This window comes from Neoehrlichia mikurensis, assembly GCF_019186785.1.
Classification (GTDB): domain Bacteria; phylum Pseudomonadota; class Alphaproteobacteria; order Rickettsiales; family Anaplasmataceae; genus Neoehrlichia; species Neoehrlichia mikurensis.
The window spans coordinates 829811-850985 of the sequence record NZ_CP066557.1; the positions used below are offsets into that span (position 1 = coordinate 829811).

Annotated in this window: 15 protein-coding genes; 8 read left to right on the forward strand and 7 right to left on the reverse strand. The window is 28.6% G+C overall.

Annotated elements, in window-relative coordinates:
- Positions 1 to 11 precede the first annotated feature (11 nt).
- Both groL and HL033_RS03295 read right to left on the reverse strand, forming a co-directional pair.
- The gene (gene groL / locus HL033_RS03290; protein WP_218193874.1) at positions 12 to 1661 is read right to left on the reverse strand and encodes a chaperonin GroEL; all 1650 of its coding nucleotides are present in this window, start codon (positions 1659 to 1661) and stop codon (positions 12 to 14) included.
- Between the two features lie 91 nt (positions 1662 to 1752).
- On the reverse strand, positions 1753 to 2037 hold the full coding sequence (locus HL033_RS03295; protein WP_218194516.1) for a co-chaperone GroES: 285 nt from the start codon (positions 2035 to 2037) through the stop codon (positions 1753 to 1755).
- Between the two features lie 190 nt (positions 2038 to 2227).
- Here HL033_RS03295 and radC point away from each other — a divergent pair, with 190 nt between their 5' ends.
- The 3 genes from radC to glmM all read left to right on the forward strand — a co-directional run bounded on the left by radC (position 2228) and on the right by glmM (position 5047).
- Positions 2228 to 2920, forward strand: coding sequence for a RadC family protein (gene radC / locus HL033_RS03300; RefSeq protein WP_218193875.1), 693 nt, complete (start codon positions 2228 to 2230; stop codon positions 2918 to 2920).
- A gap of 179 nt (positions 2921 to 3099) precedes the next feature.
- Positions 3100 to 3711, forward strand: a complete 612-nt coding sequence (gene lipB / locus HL033_RS03305) for a lipoyl(octanoyl) transferase LipB (protein ID WP_246575360.1) — start codon at positions 3100 to 3102, stop codon at positions 3709 to 3711.
- 1 nt (position 3712) lies between these two features.
- A complete protein-coding gene (glmM, locus tag HL033_RS03310; RefSeq protein WP_218193877.1) occupies positions 3713 to 5047 on the forward strand; it encodes a phosphoglucosamine mutase in 1335 nt (444 codons plus the stop codon).
- Positions 5048 to 5535: 488 nt separating this feature from the next.
- On the opposite strand, the gene HL033_RS03315 is transcribed toward glmM, so the two are convergent.
- Together HL033_RS03315 and HL033_RS03320 are read right to left on the reverse strand one after the other, a co-directional pair.
- Complete coding sequence (locus HL033_RS03315) at positions 5536 to 6885, reverse strand: dihydroorotase (RefSeq protein WP_218193878.1); 1350 nt, start codon at positions 6883 to 6885, stop codon at positions 5536 to 5538.
- Between the two features lie 29 nt (positions 6886 to 6914).
- Entirely contained in the window at positions 6915 to 7553 is a 639-nt protein-coding gene (locus tag HL033_RS03320) for a phosphopantothenoylcysteine decarboxylase domain-containing protein (RefSeq protein ID WP_218193879.1), read from the reverse strand.
- 760 nt (positions 7554 to 8313) lie between these two features.
- Between HL033_RS03320 and fumC the strand changes: the two genes are divergently transcribed.
- Together fumC and HL033_RS03330 are read left to right on the forward strand one after the other, a co-directional pair.
- The gene (gene fumC, locus HL033_RS03325; protein WP_218194517.1) at positions 8314 to 9711 is read left to right on the forward strand and encodes a class II fumarate hydratase; all 1398 of its coding nucleotides are present in this window, start codon (positions 8314 to 8316) and stop codon (positions 9709 to 9711) included.
- 217 nt (positions 9712 to 9928) lie between these two features.
- Positions 9929 to 10219, forward strand: coding sequence for a hypothetical protein (locus HL033_RS03330; RefSeq protein WP_218193880.1), 291 nt, complete (start codon positions 9929 to 9931; stop codon positions 10217 to 10219).
- A gap of 499 nt (positions 10220 to 10718) precedes the next feature.
- On the opposite strand, the gene carB is transcribed toward HL033_RS03330, so the two are convergent.
- Positions 10719 to 13973, reverse strand: a complete 3255-nt coding sequence (gene carB, locus HL033_RS03335) for a carbamoyl-phosphate synthase large subunit (protein WP_218193881.1) — start codon at positions 13971 to 13973, stop codon at positions 10719 to 10721.
- A 362-nt stretch (positions 13974 to 14335) separates the two neighbouring features.
- Between carB and HL033_RS03340 the strand changes: the two genes are divergently transcribed.
- On the forward strand, positions 14336 to 15340 hold the full coding sequence (locus tag HL033_RS03340) for a hypothetical protein (RefSeq protein WP_218193882.1): 1005 nt from the start codon (positions 14336 to 14338) through the stop codon (positions 15338 to 15340).
- Between the two features lie 379 nt (positions 15341 to 15719).
- Here HL033_RS03340 and folP read toward each other — a convergent pair whose 3' ends face one another.
- Positions 15720 to 16523, reverse strand: a complete 804-nt coding sequence (gene folP, locus HL033_RS03345) for a dihydropteroate synthase (protein ID WP_218193883.1) — start codon at positions 16521 to 16523, stop codon at positions 15720 to 15722.
- 614 nt (positions 16524 to 17137) lie between these two features.
- The gene (locus HL033_RS03350) at positions 17138 to 17311 is read right to left on the reverse strand and encodes a hypothetical protein (RefSeq protein ID WP_218193884.1); all 174 of its coding nucleotides are present in this window, start codon (positions 17309 to 17311) and stop codon (positions 17138 to 17140) included.
- Positions 17312 to 17477: 166 nt separating this feature from the next.
- Here HL033_RS03350 and HL033_RS03355 point away from each other — a divergent pair, with 166 nt between their 5' ends.
- Both HL033_RS03355 and HL033_RS03360 read left to right on the forward strand, forming a co-directional pair.
- Positions 17478 to 19250, forward strand: coding sequence for a type I secretion system permease/ATPase (locus tag HL033_RS03355; protein ID WP_218193885.1), 1773 nt, complete (start codon positions 17478 to 17480; stop codon positions 19248 to 19250).
- 946 nt (positions 19251 to 20196) lie between these two features.
- Positions 20197 to 21171, forward strand: a complete 975-nt coding sequence (locus tag HL033_RS03360) for a quinone oxidoreductase family protein (protein WP_218193886.1) — start codon at positions 20197 to 20199, stop codon at positions 21169 to 21171.
- Positions 21172 to 21175 lie beyond the last annotated feature (4 nt).

Genomic DNA, 21175 nt, shown 5'->3' on the forward strand with positions numbered 1-21175 from the left:
CCCCCTATTGATTAGAACCCTCCCATTCCGCCGCCCATTCCAGCAGCTCCAGTAGCAGGATGATCATCTTTAGATGGTACATCAACTACAACAGCGTTTAGAGTCATAAATACAGCAGCAAGAGATACTGCAAGATCAAAAGCAATACGTACTACTTTTAAAGGATCCATAACACCAGAAGTAAAAGCATTTGCATAGCTCATTGTATCAACGTTAAAAATTAACTCTTTATCGTTTTGCTTTAACAGATGCTTAATCACACATGGAGCTTCCTCAGATCCAGCATTTTTTATAATACGCTTAATAGGAGCAAGTAGAGCCCTTTTTATTATATTAATACCTATTTGTTCGTCGTCATTTTTACCTTTTAAGTTATCTAATGAAGATAGTGTATACAATAAAGCAGTACCACCTCCAGGCACCACACCTTCTTCAACAGCAGCTCTTGTAGCATGTAAAGCATCTTCTACTCTATCTTTACGTTCTTTAACTTCTACTTCGCTTGAACCACCAACTTTTAATACAGCAACTCCACCTGAAAGTTTTGCCAAACGTTCTTTTAGCTTTTCTTTATCATAGTCTGAGGTAGAAGTATCAATTTGCATTTTTATTTGATTAATTCTACTTTGAACATTTGAAGAATTACTATCTACACTACCGATAAGTGTTGTTGTATCTTTTGTGATACGTATATTTTTTGCAGTACCTAGATCATCTAATGTTAGATCTTCCATTTTAACTGCTAATTCGTCATTAATAACGTATTTTGCACCAGTTAATATTGCAATATCACCAAGCATATCTTTTCTTCTATCACCAAATCCTGGTGCCTTAACAGCAGCAACATGCAATCCACCACGTAACTTATTTAGCACTAAAGTACTCAATGCTTCACCTTCTACATCTTCAGCAATAATTAGTAGAGGTCTACCTGATCTTGCTATATTTTCAAGGATAGGTAGTATTGGCTGTATGATGTTTAATTTTTTTTCTGTCAATAAAATATATGGATTTTCAAATTCAATTAACATTTTTTCTGCATTGGTAACAAAATAAGGTGATAAATAACCTCTATCAAATTGCATACCATCAGTTTTTTCAACTTCTAATTCTTTAAATCCCTTACTTTCTTCAACTGTAATAACACCATCTTTACCAACTTCTTTTACGCATTGTGCAATTTTGCTACCTATGTTTTTATCTCCATTTGCAGAAATTGTTGCAACCTGTGCTATTTCATCTTCTGAAGAAACATCACGTTTCATAGAAAGTAAAGATTCTAATACTAATTCCTTTGCTTTTAAGATACCATTTTTGATACTAATAATATCTGCTCCAGCAGCTTTAGCTTTAGATACCTCCTCGATTACTTTAGCTGTTAAAATAGAACATGTTGTAGTTCCATCACCAACTTTGTCATTACACTGTGAAGCACTTTGAGCTATTATATTAGCAATTGCTTGTGCTAACGGTTCTTCTGGTTTAATACTTTTAATTACCTTATATCCATCTTTTGTTATTTCCGGTGTACCATAAGGCTTACTAATAGCTATGGTTAATCCTTTTGGTCCAGCAGTACATCCCACAGCATCTTCCAAAATGCGAATGATGTCTCTAATGGACTTATCTAGTGTTTCACCTGTTACAACTACATTTGCCATTTTTAATCTCCTTATTAAATTATTAAAATGCTAAAAAACAAGAGGCGAACTCTTAAACTTTGTGATCATTTTAGTAGACAAAAATACTAAACTATACTTCTTTAGCAATGATATCACTTTCCTTCATTACTACATATTTTTTGCCATTAAGCTCAATTTCATTTCCTGCCCATTGGCGATAATAAACACAATCACCTACTTTAGTGGTTAAGGGGATGATCTTTCCTTCATTATTATAGACACCTGATCCTACAGAAATTACTTTTCCTCTAGTAGGTTTTTTCTTTGCTGAATCAGGAAGTTGTATAGGAGAGTTATTGCCATTATCTTCTAAAACTTCAATTAACACATTATCATGCAACATTACTAAATTCATAATTAGTACTACCTCCATAAACAATAAAACTATCGTGGTTCACCACCACATATTGGATATATAAATATCAATGAATCTAATTTCAAGTACTAGTTAACTATTTTTTTACTGATTTATAGAAAAGTATTTTGTTTAATTTTTTAATTTCTAATGTTAAGTATTACTGGTAAATACTTATAAATGAAAGTCAATGAATGTTGATTATGAGTGTAAGAAACATAAGATGGGTCATAGGAAAAGATTAAGGGAAAGGCTATTATGTGGTAATGGTAAGGGACTATTAGATTATGAGGTTTTAGAATTAATTTTATGTTCTTCTCATACTAGAAAGGATATGAAACCAATTGCAAAGAGATTAATTGATCATTTTGGTAATTTTTCAAAAGTTTTTTATGCTGATGTTAATGAATTAAAAGAAGTTTTAGGTGTTGGAGAAATATCTATAGCTGCTATTTTTTGTGTAAGAGAAGCACTAAACAGAATACATAGAGGAAACATTAAAGATTGTATAATTCTTAATGAGTGGAATAAGTTAATAGAATATTTAAAAGTTAGAATAGGAAATTCTAATATAGAAAATTTTCACGTATTGTATCTTAATAAGAAATATCATTTGATTGCTGATGAAGTACAAGATGTTGGTACAATAGATGAAACTCCAATATATGTAAGAGAGGTTATTAAAAGAGTTTTATATCTTAGTGCAACATCTATTATTATAGCCCATAATCATCCTAGTGGTGATCCATCTCCTTCACAGGCTGATATTAATGTTACTAACCGATTATTAAGGGTATGTTTAAGCATGAATATCAATTTAATTGATCATGTAATTGTTGCATTTGATAAACATTATAGCTTTAAAAGCCATGGGTTACTATAAATTATAGTATTATTCTTTTTAATAAATTGTATATTCAAATAATATTACTATTTTAGTATATGTTATTGTATTAATTTGTATTAATAAAGTGGAATTTTTTATATCATATGTAAATTTGTTGTGGTATTTTCCTAAATAAATGTCTAGTAAAAACTGTGATTTATAAAAAATTAGAGTGGATGCTTTCAGGGAGTATTCAATATGAAGAAGCATTGGATTTTATGATGAATAGAGTTGATAGTATTATAAAGGGCAATGATCCTGAATTAATATGGTTACTTGAACACCCTGAAAGTTATACTGCAGGAACTAGTGCTAAAAAAGATGAATTACTATTAGAAGGATTATTCCCGGTGATTTATACTACTAGAGGAGGTAAATATTCATATCATGGTCCTGGTCAAAGGATAATTTATGTTATGTTAGACTTAAAAAGAAGGAATCAATGTGATATTAAATTATATGTGAAGAATTTAGGAACATGGATTGTGAATACATTAGCTAATTTTTCCATAAAAAGTTATTTTAACAATGAACGCATAGGGGTATGGGTATGTAGTGATGATGATAAAGAAGATAAAATTGCTGCATTTGGTATCAGAGTGCGCAAATGGGTTACTTATCATGGAATATCAGTTAACATTTATACAGATTTATCACATTATTGTGGAATAATTCCATGTGGTATAACCAATTATGGGATAACTTCTGTGCAAAATTTAGGTATAGAGCTATCCTATGAGGAATTTGATGTTATTTTAAAAAAAGAATTTTATAAAATTTTTTGCTGATATGATAAAAAGTATTTTTGGAACAGATGGAATAAGAGGAAAGGTGAATTCTTATCCTATGAAAGCTGAAACAATATTAAAGCTAGGTATGGCAGTAGGGGCTATATTTAAGGGTATCAATAATCGTGTTGTTATAGGTCGAGATACTAGAATATCAGGTTATATGCTTGAAGCAGCATTAGTTTCTGGATTGACATCTATAGGAATGGATGTGAATTTAGTAGGAGAAGTGCCTACAGCTACTGTTGCAATGTTGGTAAAACACTTAAATGCAGATGTAGGGTTAGTGTTATCTGGTTCTCATAATCCTTATTGTGATAATGGTATAAAGATTTTTGATAATAAAGGGTTTAAGTTATCTGTTAGTGATGAACAGTTAATAGAGTCAAAAATGATGGAAAATTTAGATTATGCTTTAACATCTCCGGAAAAAATAGGTAAAGTTTCTGTTGTACATAATGCCAGCGAATATTATATAAATTTTGTGATAAACACTTTTTCTAAAGGATTAGATGTATCAAATATAAAAGTAGTTTTAGATTGTGCTAATGGTGCAGCATATCATGTTAGTAAAAAGATTTTTTCTAAACTAGGATTGGATGTGATATTTCTATCGGATAGACCTGATGGATTTAATATTAATGAGAATTGTGGCTCATCTTATCCAGAGAATATTGTACAAGTGGTAAAAAAAGAAAATGCTAATATAGGCATTTCTTTAGATGGAGATGCAGATCGTATAGTTATATGTGACGAAAAAGGTAATGTAATAGATGGTGATCAAGTTATTGCTGCAATTGCAAAGTATAATAGTGATAAGGTGCAGAATTTAGGTGTAGTAGTTACTATAATGTCTAGTTTATCTTTAGATAAGTATATGGAAAATTTAGGTATAAGACTTTATAGATGTGCAATAGGTGATCGTCATGTTATGGAGATGATGAAAAGATATTCCTGTAAGGTTGGAGGTGAAAAATCAGGACATATTGTGTTAAGTGATTATACAACTACTGGTGATGGGCTAATTACTGCTTTGCAGGTTTTATGTATTCTTACTAAAACAGAAAAAACAGCAAGTGAGGTGTTTCAAAATTTTATTCCTATGTTTCAAGTTAATAAAAATATTTTTTTTCGAGATGATTTTGATATTAATACTAAGCAGATTAAACTTATTATACAAGATGCAGAAAGTATTATTAAAAATAATGGTAGAATATTACTACGTAAGTCAGGTACAGAAAAATTAGTAAGATTAATGGTAGAAGGGGAAGATGTAGGTTTAATAGAAGAAGTTGCAAGTACATTATATGATCAATTAAATAAAATTATACATTAAATGTGAAAGATAAAAATTGGCGTTAAATAAGTGTTTAGATTAGTTATAATGTATTAACTTAGGGGGTTCTATTTGGTAAAATTTGCAGTTTGCATATAGTGTTAGTGATTACTAGATGAATAAAAAGTTATACACTAAATGTAAAAATTGGCATAAATGAATGTTTAATCAGTGTGTTTAGGATATTATGTAGGGTTTATTTGATAAGTTTTTACAGTATAGTGTATATTTAACTAGTATTACTTAAATTACAGGTGAATAAAGTTTTCATATATGTTGTTTAGTAAGATTTTTTAAAATTTTATAATATATTATGAATTATATCATTACTATCATTTTATATTTAGTAGTTATTTTGGAATGTTACTTTTTAAGTTATTTTTATGTAAAATCAAAAATTGTGTCTTGCTAGAGTGTTTAATTAGTAATTAATCAGCTAATAATGTACCTACTAATTAACAGTCTATTGCATAGTATTTAAAAAAACTTTATCTAGATTTTAAGTGTGCTTGATATGTAGTCTTTCCAGAAACTATAGTACGTAATGTTATGCCCTTAACTTTTCTGTTATGGAAAGGAGAATTTTTTGATTTACTAGAAAATTTTTCAACGTTAATAGTCCATTCATAATCTAGATCGATGATTACAAGGTCTGCAATTGCATTCTTCTGAATTCTACCTTTTGGTATTTTTATAATATCCGCAGGTTTATTTGTTAATTTTGATAATATGTCAATTAATCCTATTTGTTTATTATGATATAGTTCTAGTGATAATGGTAACATTGTTTCCAGTCCAATTATACCAAAGGCTGCAGTCTCAATTGGTAGATATTTTTCATTTTTACTGTGAGGTGCATGATCTGTAGCAATGCAATCTATTAAGCCATCTTGCAGTCCCTTGATCATGCTTAAGCGATCATGTTCAGTACGCAAAGGCGGATTCATTTTTGCTAATGATCCTTGTTGTAAAATTTCTGTTTCATTTAGAGTAAAATGATGAGGTGTTACTTCGCACGTAATATTCAATCCTTGTTTCTTAGCTGTTTTAATATAATTCAAAGAATCCTCTGTTGAAACGTGAAGTACGTGATAATGTGCATTGTGAATGTTTTTCATCAATATTATATCACGATTAATGATAATAGACTCAGCTATATCTGGAATTCCCTTTAATCCTAATTCATAAGAAATCTGTCCTTCATTGATACATCCCCCATTTGATAGATGAAGATCTTCTGCATGCTGAGCAACAACAACATTAAGCATACCAGCATAATTTAATGCTTGCTTCATTAGTAGAGAATTCATGACTGGTAATCCATCGTCAGTAAATCCTACAGCTCCTGCTTCTTTTAATAATGCCATATCACAAAGTGATTTACCAGATTTTGTAATAGATGCATAAAATTCAATATTTACGTATGAGGTTTCAAGGGCGCTCATTTTAATATATTTTGCTGTAACTACATTATTAATAGGAGGATTAGTATTTGGCTGGCATACAACAGTTGTCACTCCACCTGCTGCAGCGGCTTTACTACCAGTATGTATTGTTTCTTTATATTTCTCTCCTGGATCACGAAAATGTACATGAATATCAATTATTCCAGGCATTAACACTTGCCCATTACATTGTACTACTTCATTGATATTGCTAGGAATTCCGTTTGCAAATAAATTAGGACCAAAATCTACAATTTTTTGTCCTTGAGTTAGTAATGCACCCTTCATATCCAACTTGGAAGCTGGATCTATAATTCTTGCATTAACATATGCAACTGTGTATCCATCATGCTGACCACTTCCTAACAATTCCCAAGATTGTTCAATTGGCATGTAATTTTCTAATATGACTATTCTTTAGGCTATAAGCTAATATTTAAGTAGTCAATAATTTTTTTTGTTATGATCTTTGCAGCATCTTTTTTTGTCATTAAATGAAAAGATTCTATATTATCTTTTGTAATAATTGATATTTTGGTATAATCACTCCCCATAATTTTTTCATTGTTAATATATAGATCATTACCAATTATCCAATCACATTTTTTGCGAATGAGCTTTTCTTTTGAAGCTTGTACTAAATTTTCTGATTCAATAGAAAAGCCGATAATTAACTTTGGTCTTTTTTTATTAATACTAATGCATTTAAGAATATCAGGACTATAAGTTATATCAATGGAGTTGATGGAGTGTTTTTTTGCTTTATGATTTGAATAGTAAGGGATCCAATCAGTTACAGCTGCTGTAAAAATTGCTATATCTACTGGTAATGAATCTATGCAAGCTTGCAGCATTTGGCTACAAGTTTCTACATGTACTATATGACATTTATTGTTTATAGGTATAGTGACAGGTCCTGATATGAGTATTATGTTCCATCCAATTGTGCTCATGTATTCTGCGAGTGCATAGCCTTGCTTACCGGATGAGTTATTAGAAATATATCTTATGGGATCAATATATTCTTTAGTTGGACCAGCAGTGATTAATACGTTAGTCATGTAATGTATTTTATAGCATATATCTTTGATGATAAAATACTAACTTAATAAATTAATTATAACAAATAGTTTTTATAAATAGCGTTAGTTATTGTCTTAATGGATTTAGTTCTAGTCTATTGTATGACATTTTATTCTGTAATATTATATACCAATTGTATATTAGTTCTTGCTAAAAATTCTAATTCTTTATTAACTAGTGTGTACTCCTTAATCATTATAATTAAACTGTTTATAAAGCATCATTTTATAATATTTAATACATTATGAATTAGCTCTTTCTATAAAAAACAATTTTTTAGTAGTGAGTTAACATAATCAATAGTAATTTCAAGACACTTCACATCTTCTATAATTAATCCAAATATATCAAGTTAATAATATTTAAATTAAGTGCTTAAATACATAAAATTTATAAGATTTTTCTGTTATACTGACGGATTATCAAAAGGAAAATTTTTAGATACATTTGATTTTTTTTTGCAGTAAGTGAGCACTGCGTTTTCTATTCTGTGTTGCTGTGAGTGTACATGGAAGCTATTTATTTAATGAGTATGTTCAGCTAGATGTAAAAAATTTATCATAGTAGGAGTTTAGTGTATTTTATATATAAAATTTTAGATAATTATTTATATAGATAAATTAAAACTATGACTTATTTAAGAATTTTGTTACTTATAAATTTTTTTAGCATGGACAATTACTGTAAATTATCATAAAATTTCAGGTTATGAATTAGCTTTAAGACTTTATGGAAAAAATGATGCAGAAATTTAGAGAAGAAGCAGATAGTATGGGTAGTATCAGTGTACCTAGTTGTCGTTACTGGGGTGCACAAACACAGCGTTCTATTGATAATTTTAGGATTGGCACGGAAAGAATGCCACAATCTTTGATTAGAGCTTTAGGTGTTGTAAAATTGGCAGTAGCACGTGTTAATATAAAAAATAAAGTTATTAATAAAAATATTGGTGATGCGATTTGTGCAGCTGCTCAAGAAATTATTGATGGTAAGTTTGATGATGAATTTCCTCTAGTGGTGTGGCAAACTGGTTCTGGTACTCAAACTAATATGAATGCAAATGAAGTTATAGCAAATCGAGCTATTGAAATATTAGGAGGCATGAAAGGTAATAAGTTGCTTGTACATCCTAATGATCATGTAAATTGTTCTCAGTCATCTAATGATACATTTCCTACTGCTATGTGTATAGCAATAGTATGTGAAGTAAAAAGATGTTTATTACCTAGTCTTAATGTTTTATATGATATTTTGCATTATAAATCTGAGGAATTTAGAAATGTTATTAAAGTGGGACGTACACATCTTCAGGATGCAACTCCTTTAACTTTGGGACAGGAGTTTTCAGGTTATGCATTCCAAATTAAGAAAAGTATGGAACGTATAAATTCTTCAATAATGGATGTTCATGAATTAGCTCAAGGTGGAACAGCAGTAGGTACTGGTTTGAATACTATAATGGGATTTGGAAAAGATGTTGCTAAGGAAGTAGAAAAAATTACTGGTATTGAATTTGTATCAGCTGAAAATAAATTTGAAGCTTTGGCTGCTCATGACGCGATTGTCGAGTTTAGTGGATCTTTGAATACAGCTGCTGTTAGCTTAATGAAGATTGCTAATGATATTAGGTTACTAAGTTCAGGTCCGAGATGTGGAATAGGAGAAATTATACTTCCAGCAAATGAGCCTGGTTCTTCAATTATGCCTGGTAAAGTAAATCCTACTCAATGTGAAGCAATGACAATGGTTTGTGCACAAGTAATGGGCAATCATACAACTATTACTATTGGTGGTTGTAGTGGGCATTTGGAATTGAATGTTTTTAAACCTGTCATAATATACAATATTTTGCAGTCTATTAGATTGTTATCAGATGCTAGTGTTAGTTTTGCGAATAATTGTATTGATGGTATACAGCCTAATGTAGAACGTATTAATTATTTATTGAATCAGTCTTTAATGTTGGTAACGGTTCTTAATAAATATATAGGATATGATAATGCGGCAAAAATATCAAAGTATGCTTTTGAGAATAATGTTACATTAAAAGAAGCTGCTGTAAAACTTAACTTTATGAGTAGTGAAGATTTTGATAAAATTGTAAGACCAGAAAAAATGATATCTCCACAAGAATAAGTTATTCTTAATGTGAAAAAATGCTTTTAATTTGTAAATTCATTATTGTAATTATATGTGTAAATGTTATAAAAATTTGTGAGCTACTGTGCATGTAATATTTATGAATAATTATTAATTACATATTATGATATTCTAATAATAAATTGTTCTTGATTGACATGTATGTGTTAATAAAATACTATCAATTCAATAGTTTGTAAAGGTTAATGCTGTTATGACTGATGATTATAAGGATATTGTTAAACAATATATGGAGACTGTAAAGGAGATAGTAGGGGATAGTAAAACTTTTGATGAAATATTTTCATCAATAATGAAAATACAGGAGAAAGCTCTTGTTTCAAGTAATAAGGAAAATAATAATCAGGGTGATGTTGTACAGCAAATAACTGATAGTAATGTTATTAATGATGATGCGTATCAAAAATTATTAGATGAAATAAAAATTATAAAAAAGCGTTTAATAAGACTTGAACGTAAAGTACTTCAACCTAAGGTAGAATAGAATTAAAAATTTATTTTATAATATTACTAATAGCTATGGATTATATGGCTTTTTTTAAATAATTAGTTAGTAATTATATTCTAAATTATTTGCTAAATATATATGTAATTTGTATAAAATGCGTAAAGTATTTTATTATATTGAGGTGTTATTTTTTTCAGAAGTAGTATTAATTTTTTCTGTTTGAATTTATGTTATAAGATGTAATAGCATTTATTTAAGTGATTGTTATCTTTCTTTTAACTAATAGCTGTTTTTCATATTAAAAGCGAAATGTAATTTATTAAGGCACATTATATAAAATTTGTATTGACATGTAATTAGCTATGGAAGGCTATATTAATAAGTAAATTATTTGAATGTAGATATATGTTATAATATAAAACTTACGATGAATATATTATTCTTTGTATTAATGTTTTTAGTGTAAAATTGTGTAATGTGTGGTTCTTACATTTTAAATGTAGTTAATATTAAAGCTATATTTCTATAAGATAAATTATTCTACTATATTGATATTTTTATTATTAAAATACTCTTGTATAGGTTTAACGCATAATCCTTGCATTTTAAAATGCTTAATCGCAATTGCTAAAGCTTTTGCTCCTGATATTGTTGTACTATATGGTATTTTTTTAAAGAGAGCCGTAGTCCTAATACTACTACTTTCTGAAGTTGATTTTAATCCTTCAGAAGTATTAATTACTAAGCTAATCTTTCCATCTTGTAACATGTCAATTATGTGAGGTCTTCCATCTCTTACTTTATTAACATGCTGATTCTTAATTTGTAAATTATCAAAGTATTTTGATGTTCCTGTTGTGGACAAAATTTCAAATCCTATATCTAATAATATTTGTGCAATTTTTGCAGCTTCTGGTTTATCATTATCTTTAACTGAGATAAAAGCTTTTCCTTGAGTAGGTATTTCATATCCTGCTGCCATTTGAGATTTAGCGAATGCTATTTCAAAGGATTCATCTATACCCATTACTTCTCCTGTAGATTTCATTTCAGGTCCTAATAAGACATCTGAATTTGGAAATCTTGAGAAAGAAAAAACAGCTTCCTTTATTGCTACGTAATTGATGTTTGTATTATTTTCATTAATGCATAATTTTTTACCTAGCATAATTTCTGTTGCGATTTTTGCTACTGGAATTCCTGTTGCTTTTGCAATGAATGGTATTGTTCTGCTAGCTCTTGGATTAACTTCAAGTATGTAAATTTCTTGCTTTTGAATTGCGTACTGGATATTAATCAATCCTTTTACTTTTAATGCAAGAGATACTTTTTTAGTATACTCTACTATTTTATCTATAATTTCTTGATGTAAAGTATATGGTGGTATAGAGCATGCAGAATCTCCAGAATGGATACCTGCTTCTTCTATATGTTCCATTATAGCAGCTATATAAACATTTTCACCATCACAAATAGCATCTACATCTACTTCTACAGCATTTGTTAAAAAGCTATCTATTAACAAAGATCCATGATGGAAGATATTTTTGTGTTTTTCTAAATACGATAGTAATCCATTGATATCATGTATTATGGACATAAATTGTCCTCCTAATACATATGATGGACGTAATAATAAGGGAAATGCTATTTTTTTAACATTTAGCATAGTTTCTTCTATAGAATTACAAGCCATACTGGATGGTTGTTTAAGGTTAAGTTGTGTTAATAGTTGTTGAAATTTCATTCTATCTTCTGCTAAGTCAATAGAGTCAAAGCTTGTGCCGATTATATTAATAGATTTTTCCTTTAATATTTTTGCTAACTTTAAAGGTGTTTGCCCTCCAAATTGTACTATTACATGTACAGAAGCACCTTTTTCTTGTTCTTTATATATTATGTCTAGTATATTTTCTCGTGTAAGAGGGGAAAAATATAGTCTATCAGAAGTATCATAATCAGTAGATACAGTTTCAGGGTTACAATTTATTATAATTGCTTCATATCCCATTTGTTTAATAGTGTATGCTGCATGTACACATGTGTAGTCGAATTCTATTCCTTGTCCAATACGATTAGGTCCGCTACCTAATATAATAATTTTATTTTTTTCTGTGACATTTGCTTCACATTCTGGTGGACTTAATATACTTTCTTCGTAACAGCTGTACATATATACAGTTTTTGCTTCAAATTCTCCTGCACAAGTATCAATTCGTTTATATACAGGTTTTACTGATAGACTATCTCTTAAATGTTCTACATAATCTATAGTATTATTACTTAATTCAGCTAATCTACTATCGGAAAAACCCATCTTTTTAAGATGTATAAGGTCTAATCTATTTGTTGGTATACCATTATTTTTTATGATTTTTTCATACTTAATAATATTTTGAATCTGCATTAAAAACCAAGGATCATAACCAGTAATTTTATTGATTTTGTCTATGCTTATATTATGTCTTAATGCATCAGCAATAATTAATATTCTGTCGGGTGATAATTTGACAAGAGATTCGTATATTTGATCAGTACTAACATTATTATCAAAAAACTCATTTAATCCATTTAACCCAATTTCAAGGGAGCATAAAGCTTTTTGCAATGATTCTGTGAAAGAACGTCCTATAGCCATTACTTCTCCAACTGATTTCATAGTTGTTGATAATTCTTTATTAGAATCTTGAAACTTATCAAAATTAAACCTCGGTATTTTAACTACTATATAATCCATTGTTGGTTCAAAGGAAGCTGGGATGTTAGGAGTACAGTCATTCATAATTTCGTTTAGTGTATATCCTATAGCTAGTTTAGCAGCGACTTTTGCAATAGGAAAACCTGTTGCTTTTGATGCAAGCGCTGAAGACCTAGAAACACGAGGATTCATTTCAATTACTAGAATTTCTCCTTCTTTTTTAGGATTAATAGCGAATTGTACATTCGAACCTCCAGTTTCTACGCCTATTTCTCTAAGAACTGCAAAAGACATACTGCGCATTTTTTGATATTCTTCGTCACGTAAAGTTATTGCTGGTGCTACTGTAATACTATCTCCTGTATGCACTCCCATTGGATCAATGTTTTCAATAGAGCATACTACTATACAATTATCTCTACTATCTCTCATTACTTCCATTTCAAATTCTTTCCATCCAATTATGGATTCGTCTACTTGCACTTCCGATATTGGTGACATACTTAGCCCATGTTTAACGATGCTATAGAATTCATCTTTATTGTAAGCTATTCCTCCTCCTATTCCTCCTAATGTAAAAGATGGTCTGATTACAGCAGGTAATCCTATATATTCAATAGCATCGGTAATCATTTCTATGCTTTTAATTGTGATTCTTTTTGGATATTTTATTCCTATATTGTCCATAGATTGGCAAAATAGGTTACGATCTTCAGCTTTTTTTATTGTATTGTGATTTGCTCCTATGAGTTGTACATTATACTTGGATAATATTCCTTGATCTGATAACTCAATGGCTACATTGAGAGATGTTTGCCCTCCAACAGTAGCTAATATTGCATTGGGCTTTTCTTTTATGATGATTTTTTCTATTATACTAGGTAGTATAGGTTCAATATAGGTTGCGTCTGCTAACTTTGGATCGGTCATTATTGTTGCTGGGTTAGAGTTAATGAGTATTACTCTGTACCCTTCCTGTTTTAAAACTTTGCATGCTTGAGTTCCTGAATAATCAAACTCGCATGCTTGACCAATAATTATTGGACCAGCTCCTATAACTAGTATGCTTTCTATATCTGTACGTTTTGGCATTTTTTTAATAATTAACTTTTATAATTTAATTATATTACTATGTAATTCATAAAAAAAATACAGTTAATAATTTTTTGAATATATGTAATAAAGCATTTTTAAATTGTAATAACGTCATATACTACTAAAGCTATAAGATATTGGTTATATTATCAAAGAATAATGATTCTTTAGTTTGTATCATCTATAAATAATTATGTTTTGCTAGGAGTTGCTTAATTATTACCATGTTGCTTTATTATCAATATATTTATTAATTTTATAATAAAATTAGTTTTAAACTTTACTTTTCTTAATAAATTAAATAAATTATATACTGAAATTGCCTTATAAATATCCAATAGTGATAAGGAGATAGGAATATGATTTTAAATTTATATGAAGATTTAATTATACAAGAAGTAAATAAAATTATAGGTTATTGTATTAATTTAAAAATAAATAGGTCAGTAAAAAAAGAATTTTCATTTGTTGTGTTGCAAGATAATAATTTAACATATGATACTGTGGAACAATTAAAAGAAGTATTAAGGAAGGCTATATTTGCACGATTTGACAAAGCAAAAGTAATTTTTTTAAATAGTAAAAAAGGTATACTCTATAACAGAGCGATTAACTGTTTGATCGATAAAACTGTAAGTATGTGTAGAGTATATTCTTGTAATGATACAACATATCAAGAGAATATAGAAAAGTATAATGCAGCAATTTATAGAGCAAGTAAAAAAATGAGAAAGTTATCAGATCATTTTATAAATCACAGAGGAGTAATATGTACACAAGGAATGAGTGACGATGAATTAGAGAAGGTTTGTAAATGTGTAGGAATTGACATAGTTGACTTGAAAATTATGCTAGAAAATGGTCCACATGATATATTAAAAATGATGTTTGGAATTATGCTGAAAAAAAGTATGGTAGTATACCAATTTTTTGAAAGCGATGCTGATAAGCAAAATATAGATAGTTATTCAAAAATTATAGATTATATAATTTTTCATGAAAGGAAGAATATATGTAAAGAGTCAAATAAGATACAAAAAAGTAAATTATGTTATCATTCCTTTATTATCTTACATATTTTAATATTAGCAAGTGCAGCTGCATGCATGTTTGTAGGAAGTCAATATGATATATATAAAGATATATTATTGTTGGCTACTATGGTTATGATGGGAGTGACATTTATATTTGCGGGATTACAGCATTATTTTGCAACTAATGTTATTAAATATGGTGATATATCCAGCAATAAATTACAAGGTGCTACTTTGAGGTTATGGGATATTTTATATGTAGATAAAAATGATGAATGTAGGGCAATGGCAAAGAATTGTGTTATTGATAATGGATTAGCTATACATTAAAAATTTATTTAAGGTATGAATATTTTTGTATATGTTATGTTGATATTTACTTATAGTATATATTTTATTATGTAAAAGTTAATTTTGATAGATAAAACTAGCATTGTAATAAGTTATTAATGTAATGAAAATATTGGTGAATTGTTTTATATGCTAATAGATGTACAATAAAGATTCAGTAAATAATTTGTATTATTAAACAAAAGTTTTATGATCATATGTAGTATGATGTGCAGCTGGTATAATATGTGGTTTTTGTGATGCTAATATACATTGCTATTTTGATATTCAATAACGTTGCTTTTCTATGGTAAGTTTATACGGTTATAATTTTTTATACATTGTTTTAGTAAAATAGCTTCTATAAAGGTTACATTTATTATAGCAATGCATTCCAGATTTTGAAGGTTTGTGTATGTAAATATGAATTATGTACCCTTATAAAATCTATATTTTTCTGCATTAAAAATGTTGATATTATTGCAGTAGCATAGTCACGAAAATCATTGTCTATAGATAGTGCTGATAACATAGATTTACGTGAATGACCAACGCAGATAGGTAAGTTAAGTGCTTTAAAATGTGTGATATGTTTTATAATATATAATGATTGTTGAGCGGTTTTACCAAATCCTATTCCTGGATCAATTATAATACGGTCTGTACTAATGTCTGCAGATATTAATTGTTCTATACGTAACTCTAGCCATTTTGTTATCTCTTTTATAATGTCATAATGTGCAGGGATAGTGTTACTTTTATTTGCAGGAATTCCTAAATTATGCATAACTATAATAGCAGCATTGCTATCTTTGACTACAGGTATCATATCAGGATCTGATAATCCGCTAACATCATTTATATAATTTACTCCCAACTTAATTGCTTTATGTGCTGTTATTGCATATCTAGTATCTAAACTGACTTTAGTTTTTTTATTGTGTGCTATTGTAATAATTTCTGATATTACGTCTTTCAGGCGAATCCATTCTTCTGTTGGTGATAAAGGTATTGCGTTAGGACGTGTAGATTCTACACCTATGTCAATTATATGTGCTCCCCCATCTATTAAATTTATTGCTTGTGTTATAGCAGTTTCTGTAGTAAAAAACTTTCCTCCATCTGAAAATGAATCTGGAGTAATATTTAATATTCCAAGTATTTTTGTATTATTGTTGAACATATCTTACACGCTGCTGAAAAAGATTATATAGTTGTTAATTGTAAGCTTATTTTATGTAAAGGCAATTATGTAAATACAGAAAAATCTTATAAATTTTATGTATTTAAGCACTTAATTTAAATATTATTAACTTGATATATTTGGATTAATTATAGAAGATGTGAAGTGTCTTGAAATTACTATTGATTATGTTAACTCACTACTAAAAAATTGTTTTTTATAGAAAGAGCTAATTCATAATGTATTAAATATTATAAAATGATGCTTTATAAACAGTTTAATTATAATGATTAAGGAGTACACACTAGTTAATAGTGTATTGTATTAATTATTGTGATTTTTTTATGTTATATTATTGGAGTTAAGAACTTAAAACTTTTTAATGGAATAAATTGATTTATGAATTATGTATAATATTATGAAAATTTATCCTTATAAGGCTGGAGAATATGTTTGTTTTATTATTTTGTGTGTTCTATAAAATTAGATAATTATTCTTTTCAGTAAATAAATTTGTTAAAGAACTACTATTTTGTGATTAATATCTGCTTTTTATTGAAAACTACTGAGAATTATACTGTTATAAAGTTATAAAGTTATAAATAAAAAGTAGTTTATAAAAATAAAGCTGCTGCAATAAAGGATATGAATTGTAACACTATTCTAATAATCATGATTTTATTTCTGTGTTTTATGTAAAAGTTATTATTGATAGACATTAACACAATGCCTGATATTAAAGAAATTACGGTTAGAGATATAAAAACTAAAATTACTGTTAACGGCATTGTTTGCCTAGATATATTTATTATATAAAATATATAACATTTTACTATATTGTGTACTTTAGTGCTAGATTAATATTTATAATATTAAGTTTATTTATTAGTTAATAATAGTAAGATTACGCTTATAGGGTAAATAGTTATTACTATTAATTTTAGAGGTATATTTGTGGATAGTGTAAATTTCGATTTTGCTACAATTAAGGAATTAAAAAAAAGCGTGTTGTACTGCACTTTAGATAAATGTAAAAGTGTTTTTTGGTTTATATTTTGGTTTAGTTCTGCCATTAATTTATTAATGTTATTTTTGCCTGTTTATACTTCTCAAGTTTTAGATAGGGTTCTTTCAAGTGGTAGCATATCTACATTAACAATGTTAAGCTTGATTACAATAAGTGCATTTGCATGTTCATCAATTTTAGAAATATGCCGTTCTTTAGCTATGACCAAAGTTGCAGATTGGATAGATAAAGAAGTTACACCAGATTTAATTATAAAATCAATTAGTTTAACATCTGTAAAAGCTTCTACTTCAAGTGGTGAAGTAATACGTGATTTAGGAAATGTAAAAGGATTTATTACAGGATTTGGGATATTTTCATTATTTGATATGCCTTGGGCAATATTATATTTAATTGCAATATTTATGATACATTATATTACTGGGTATATAGCAATATTAGGAATTATACTGTTGACATTAATGGCTGTATGGAATGAGTTAGCTACAAAAAAAGTACTTCAAGAGTCACATGAAGAAAATGTACGCAATATTAATGCTATCGATATAGCAAGTCGTAATGCTGAAGTAGTAGAAGCTATGGGAATGGTTAGGCATATAGTTACTGATTGGTCACAGAAGAATTCTCAAAATAGGAGCATGCAAATAAAAGCACAGAGCCGTTCTAATATAATTATGGGTATTACAAAGTTTACTCGTGCAATTCTACAGATTTCAGTAATAGGTGTAGGGGCATTATTAGCTGTAAATGGACATAAGACAGCAGGAGGGATTATTGCAGCATCAATTTTAATGGGAAGAGCTTTAGCTCCATTTGAAGCTGCTATTAATACATGGAAAATGTTACTTGCAGCAAGAATATCTTATAGAAGATTGCAGGCCTTATTATTATCATCTCCTAAGAGAGAACAATCTATGGCTTTACCTGCTCCGAGAGGTGTAGTTGCTTTTGAACGTGTATTTTTTACTCCATATGGAGGAAGTAAACCTACTATTAAAGGTATATCTTTTACTGTGGATCCTGGTGATATTGTTGGAGTTATAGGTGCAAGTGCTTCTGGAAAATCAACAATTGCAAAGTTACTTGTGGGGGTATGGAAGCCAATATCTGGGGTTGTAAGATTAGATGGGGCAGATGTTTATACGTGGAATAGAGAAAGCTTTGGTAATTATGTAGGATATTTACCTCAGGATATTGAATTATTTAATACTACAGTAAAAACGAATATTGCTAGGATGGTTTCTGATCCTGATCCTGAAAAAGTTATTAAAGCTACTAAAATTGCTGGAGTTCATGAAATGATTTTAGGATTGCCAAATGGATATGATACAGTGATTGGCAGTGGAGGTGTTGTGTTATCTGGAGGGCAGAAGCAAATGTTAGGATTAGCAAGAGCATTTTATGGAGATGTTAAGCTCTTAGTTCTTGATGAACCAAATGCTAATTTAGATGGTGCATCTGAAGGACAATTGATAAATGCGTTAAGATATGCGTTAGAGAATAAAATTACTACTTTTATTATGACACATAAGATTCAATTATTAAATGCGGTAACTAAAATTATTGTAATGAGTGATGGTATGATTGGAGCTATGGGACCTAGAGATGAAGTTATGAGTCAGTTCACGAAATCTAAGTCAAATAGTGATAAAGATGTTAATAAGCAGCAAAGTAGTACAAAAAATGTGATAGATAATTAGATGGGAAAATAACAAATATGGTATAAATAATGAATTTACGTATCTATATTAAGGTATAAGAAATATCTTATCTGATAAAAGAGATAAATATTAGCTAAGTGTTTTATGAAAATGTTAATTATTCATAGCAGTGAATATGTTATAACAAAAAAATGATGAAGAGCATTTGATAATTTTTAAAGTTTTAGATGTTCTATTATGGAACATAGTTATATATCAAAACGTAAAGGGTTATATTCAAAGTCAGCCCCACTAAAACTTGTTCTAGCTTTTAAAGCTTATTGCCTATCTACACATTACATTCTAGTGTCAATGTAGACTACAGCAATGTTAAGTTAAAGTAATATTGTATATAAATTAATGGTAATATTTATAGATAATGTGAAATATATACTAATGTTTGATATATGTTAGTATATTTGTAAAAGAAATAATGATAAACATTATATTTAGATCAAGGTGTTTATGCTCGGTACTATAATCATTACTATGCATAAGTTGTAAAGTTTTTATATGAGGTTTAATATTTGTAAATCTGTATTATATAATGTTAGATTATGAGCTGATTTTTGGTTATTTATTGTGAGCTTTCTTATATTATAATTTCTGTTGATAATATACATCGTTTTTATTATTCAGTTTGGTTTTTCATGTAAAATCTTTTTTATAATAAAAACACCTTATACAATTTATATATAATCGTAAACTTGAATATGAATATTGGTAATGTATTTTTTTTGTAAATGTAAAAATTATTTTATGTTTAGCAATAATAATAAATTTTTTACTAAGTATTTGTTATATTGTAAAAATGGTATTATATAACAATGTACTAAGAATTTATTTGTATATTTAATAATATAGCTAAATTTTTATTTAGAATTATTATTATATAATTAATTATAGTGTGTGTTAATGTGTTTTACTTTGTAAATCGAGTGAAGGTATGGTGAAGGCTATTATTATTAATAATACTGGGGATTATGATGTTTTAAAATATACTGATGTGAATGTGAAAGATCCTGGAAACTGTGAAGTGTTGATAAGACATACAGCTATAGGATTAAATCGTTATGATGTTGAGCATAGAAGTGGTATTCGTAAAAGTAAAAGTTTACCAAATATTTTAGGAGTTGAAGCAGTAGGAGTTGTAGAAAAAGTAGGTAGCGCTACTGAAGCGCTAAGTGTAGGTGATCGAGTAGGCTATTGTACAGCTTATGGTGGTGCTTATTCTGAAGTAAGGGTCATTAATCAGAAATACCTATTTAAAATTCATGATAGTATTACAGATGAAGTAGCTGCAGCAGTTTTATTAAAAAGTATGACTGCTCATTACCTTATTCATCGAGTTTATGATGTGCGTCCAAAAACTTTTGCTTTAGTTTATGGACTCACTGGAGGCATCAGCCAAATACTATGTCAGTGGGCAGCTTATAAAGGATGTCAGGTTATAGGTGCAGTAAGCTCTAATAATCATATAGATATAGCACGAAGATATGGATGTTCATATGTTGTAAATTATCATGATGATGATTTTGTGCATGAAATTATGGATATTACAAAGGGAGTTGGTGCTAATGTAGTATATGATCCTATAGGATTAGTTACGTATAAAAAGGCCTTTGAGTCTTTATGCGTTTTTGGTTTATATGTTTCTTATGGTCAAATATCTGGTCCTATATCAAATATTAGCATGTCTATGTTGAATTCAAGGTCATTATTTGTTAGCTCTCCTACAATACATCATTATAAAAGATCAAGACTTGAATTGGGGTTAAGTGCTATAGAAATTTTTGAAATGATCAAAAGAGGCTACATAAAGGTTAATGTGAATAGAATGTATAAGTTTAGTGAAGTCAAAAAAGCGCATAAAGATTTAGAAAGTAGAAAATTAACAGGATCTAATGTTATAGTTTTTTAAAATA

Coding starts and splice junctions, on each gene's coding strand:
- groL (WP_218193874.1), bottom strand. CDS start 1,661: ATGGCAAATGTAGTTGTAACAGGTGAAACACTAGATAAGTCCATTAGA.
- HL033_RS03330 (WP_218193880.1), top strand. CDS start 9,929: ATGACTGATGATTATAAGGATATTGTTAAACAATATATGGAGACTGTA.
- HL033_RS03320 (WP_218193879.1), bottom strand. CDS start 7,553: ATGACTAACGTATTAATCACTGCTGGTCCAACTAAAGAATATATTGAT.
- HL033_RS03360 (WP_218193886.1), top strand. CDS start 20,197: ATGGTGAAGGCTATTATTATTAATAATACTGGGGATTATGATGTTTTA.
- folP (WP_218193883.1), bottom strand. CDS start 16,523: ATGTTCAACAATAATACAAAAATACTTGGAATATTAAATATTACTCCA.
- HL033_RS03340 (WP_218193882.1), top strand. CDS start 14,336: ATGATTTTAAATTTATATGAAGATTTAATTATACAAGAAGTAAATAAA.
- lipB (WP_246575360.1), top strand. CDS start 3,100: ATGCTTTCAGGGAGTATTCAATATGAAGAAGCATTGGATTTTATGATG.
- fumC (WP_218194517.1), top strand. CDS start 8,314: ATGATGCAGAAATTTAGAGAAGAAGCAGATAGTATGGGTAGTATCAGT.
- HL033_RS03295 (WP_218194516.1), bottom strand. CDS start 2,037: ATGAATTTAGTAATGTTGCATGATAATGTGTTAATTGAAGTTTTAGAA.
- HL033_RS03350 (WP_218193884.1), bottom strand. CDS start 17,311: ATGCCGTTAACAGTAATTTTAGTTTTTATATCTCTAACCGTAATTTCT.
- glmM (WP_218193877.1), top strand. CDS start 3,713: ATGATAAAAAGTATTTTTGGAACAGATGGAATAAGAGGAAAGGTGAAT.
- HL033_RS03315 (WP_218193878.1), bottom strand. CDS start 6,885: ATGCCAATTGAACAATCTTGGGAATTGTTAGGAAGTGGTCAGCATGAT.
- carB (WP_218193881.1), bottom strand. CDS start 13,973: ATGCCAAAACGTACAGATATAGAAAGCATACTAGTTATAGGAGCTGGT.
- radC (WP_218193875.1), top strand. CDS start 2,228: ATGAATGTTGATTATGAGTGTAAGAAACATAAGATGGGTCATAGGAAA.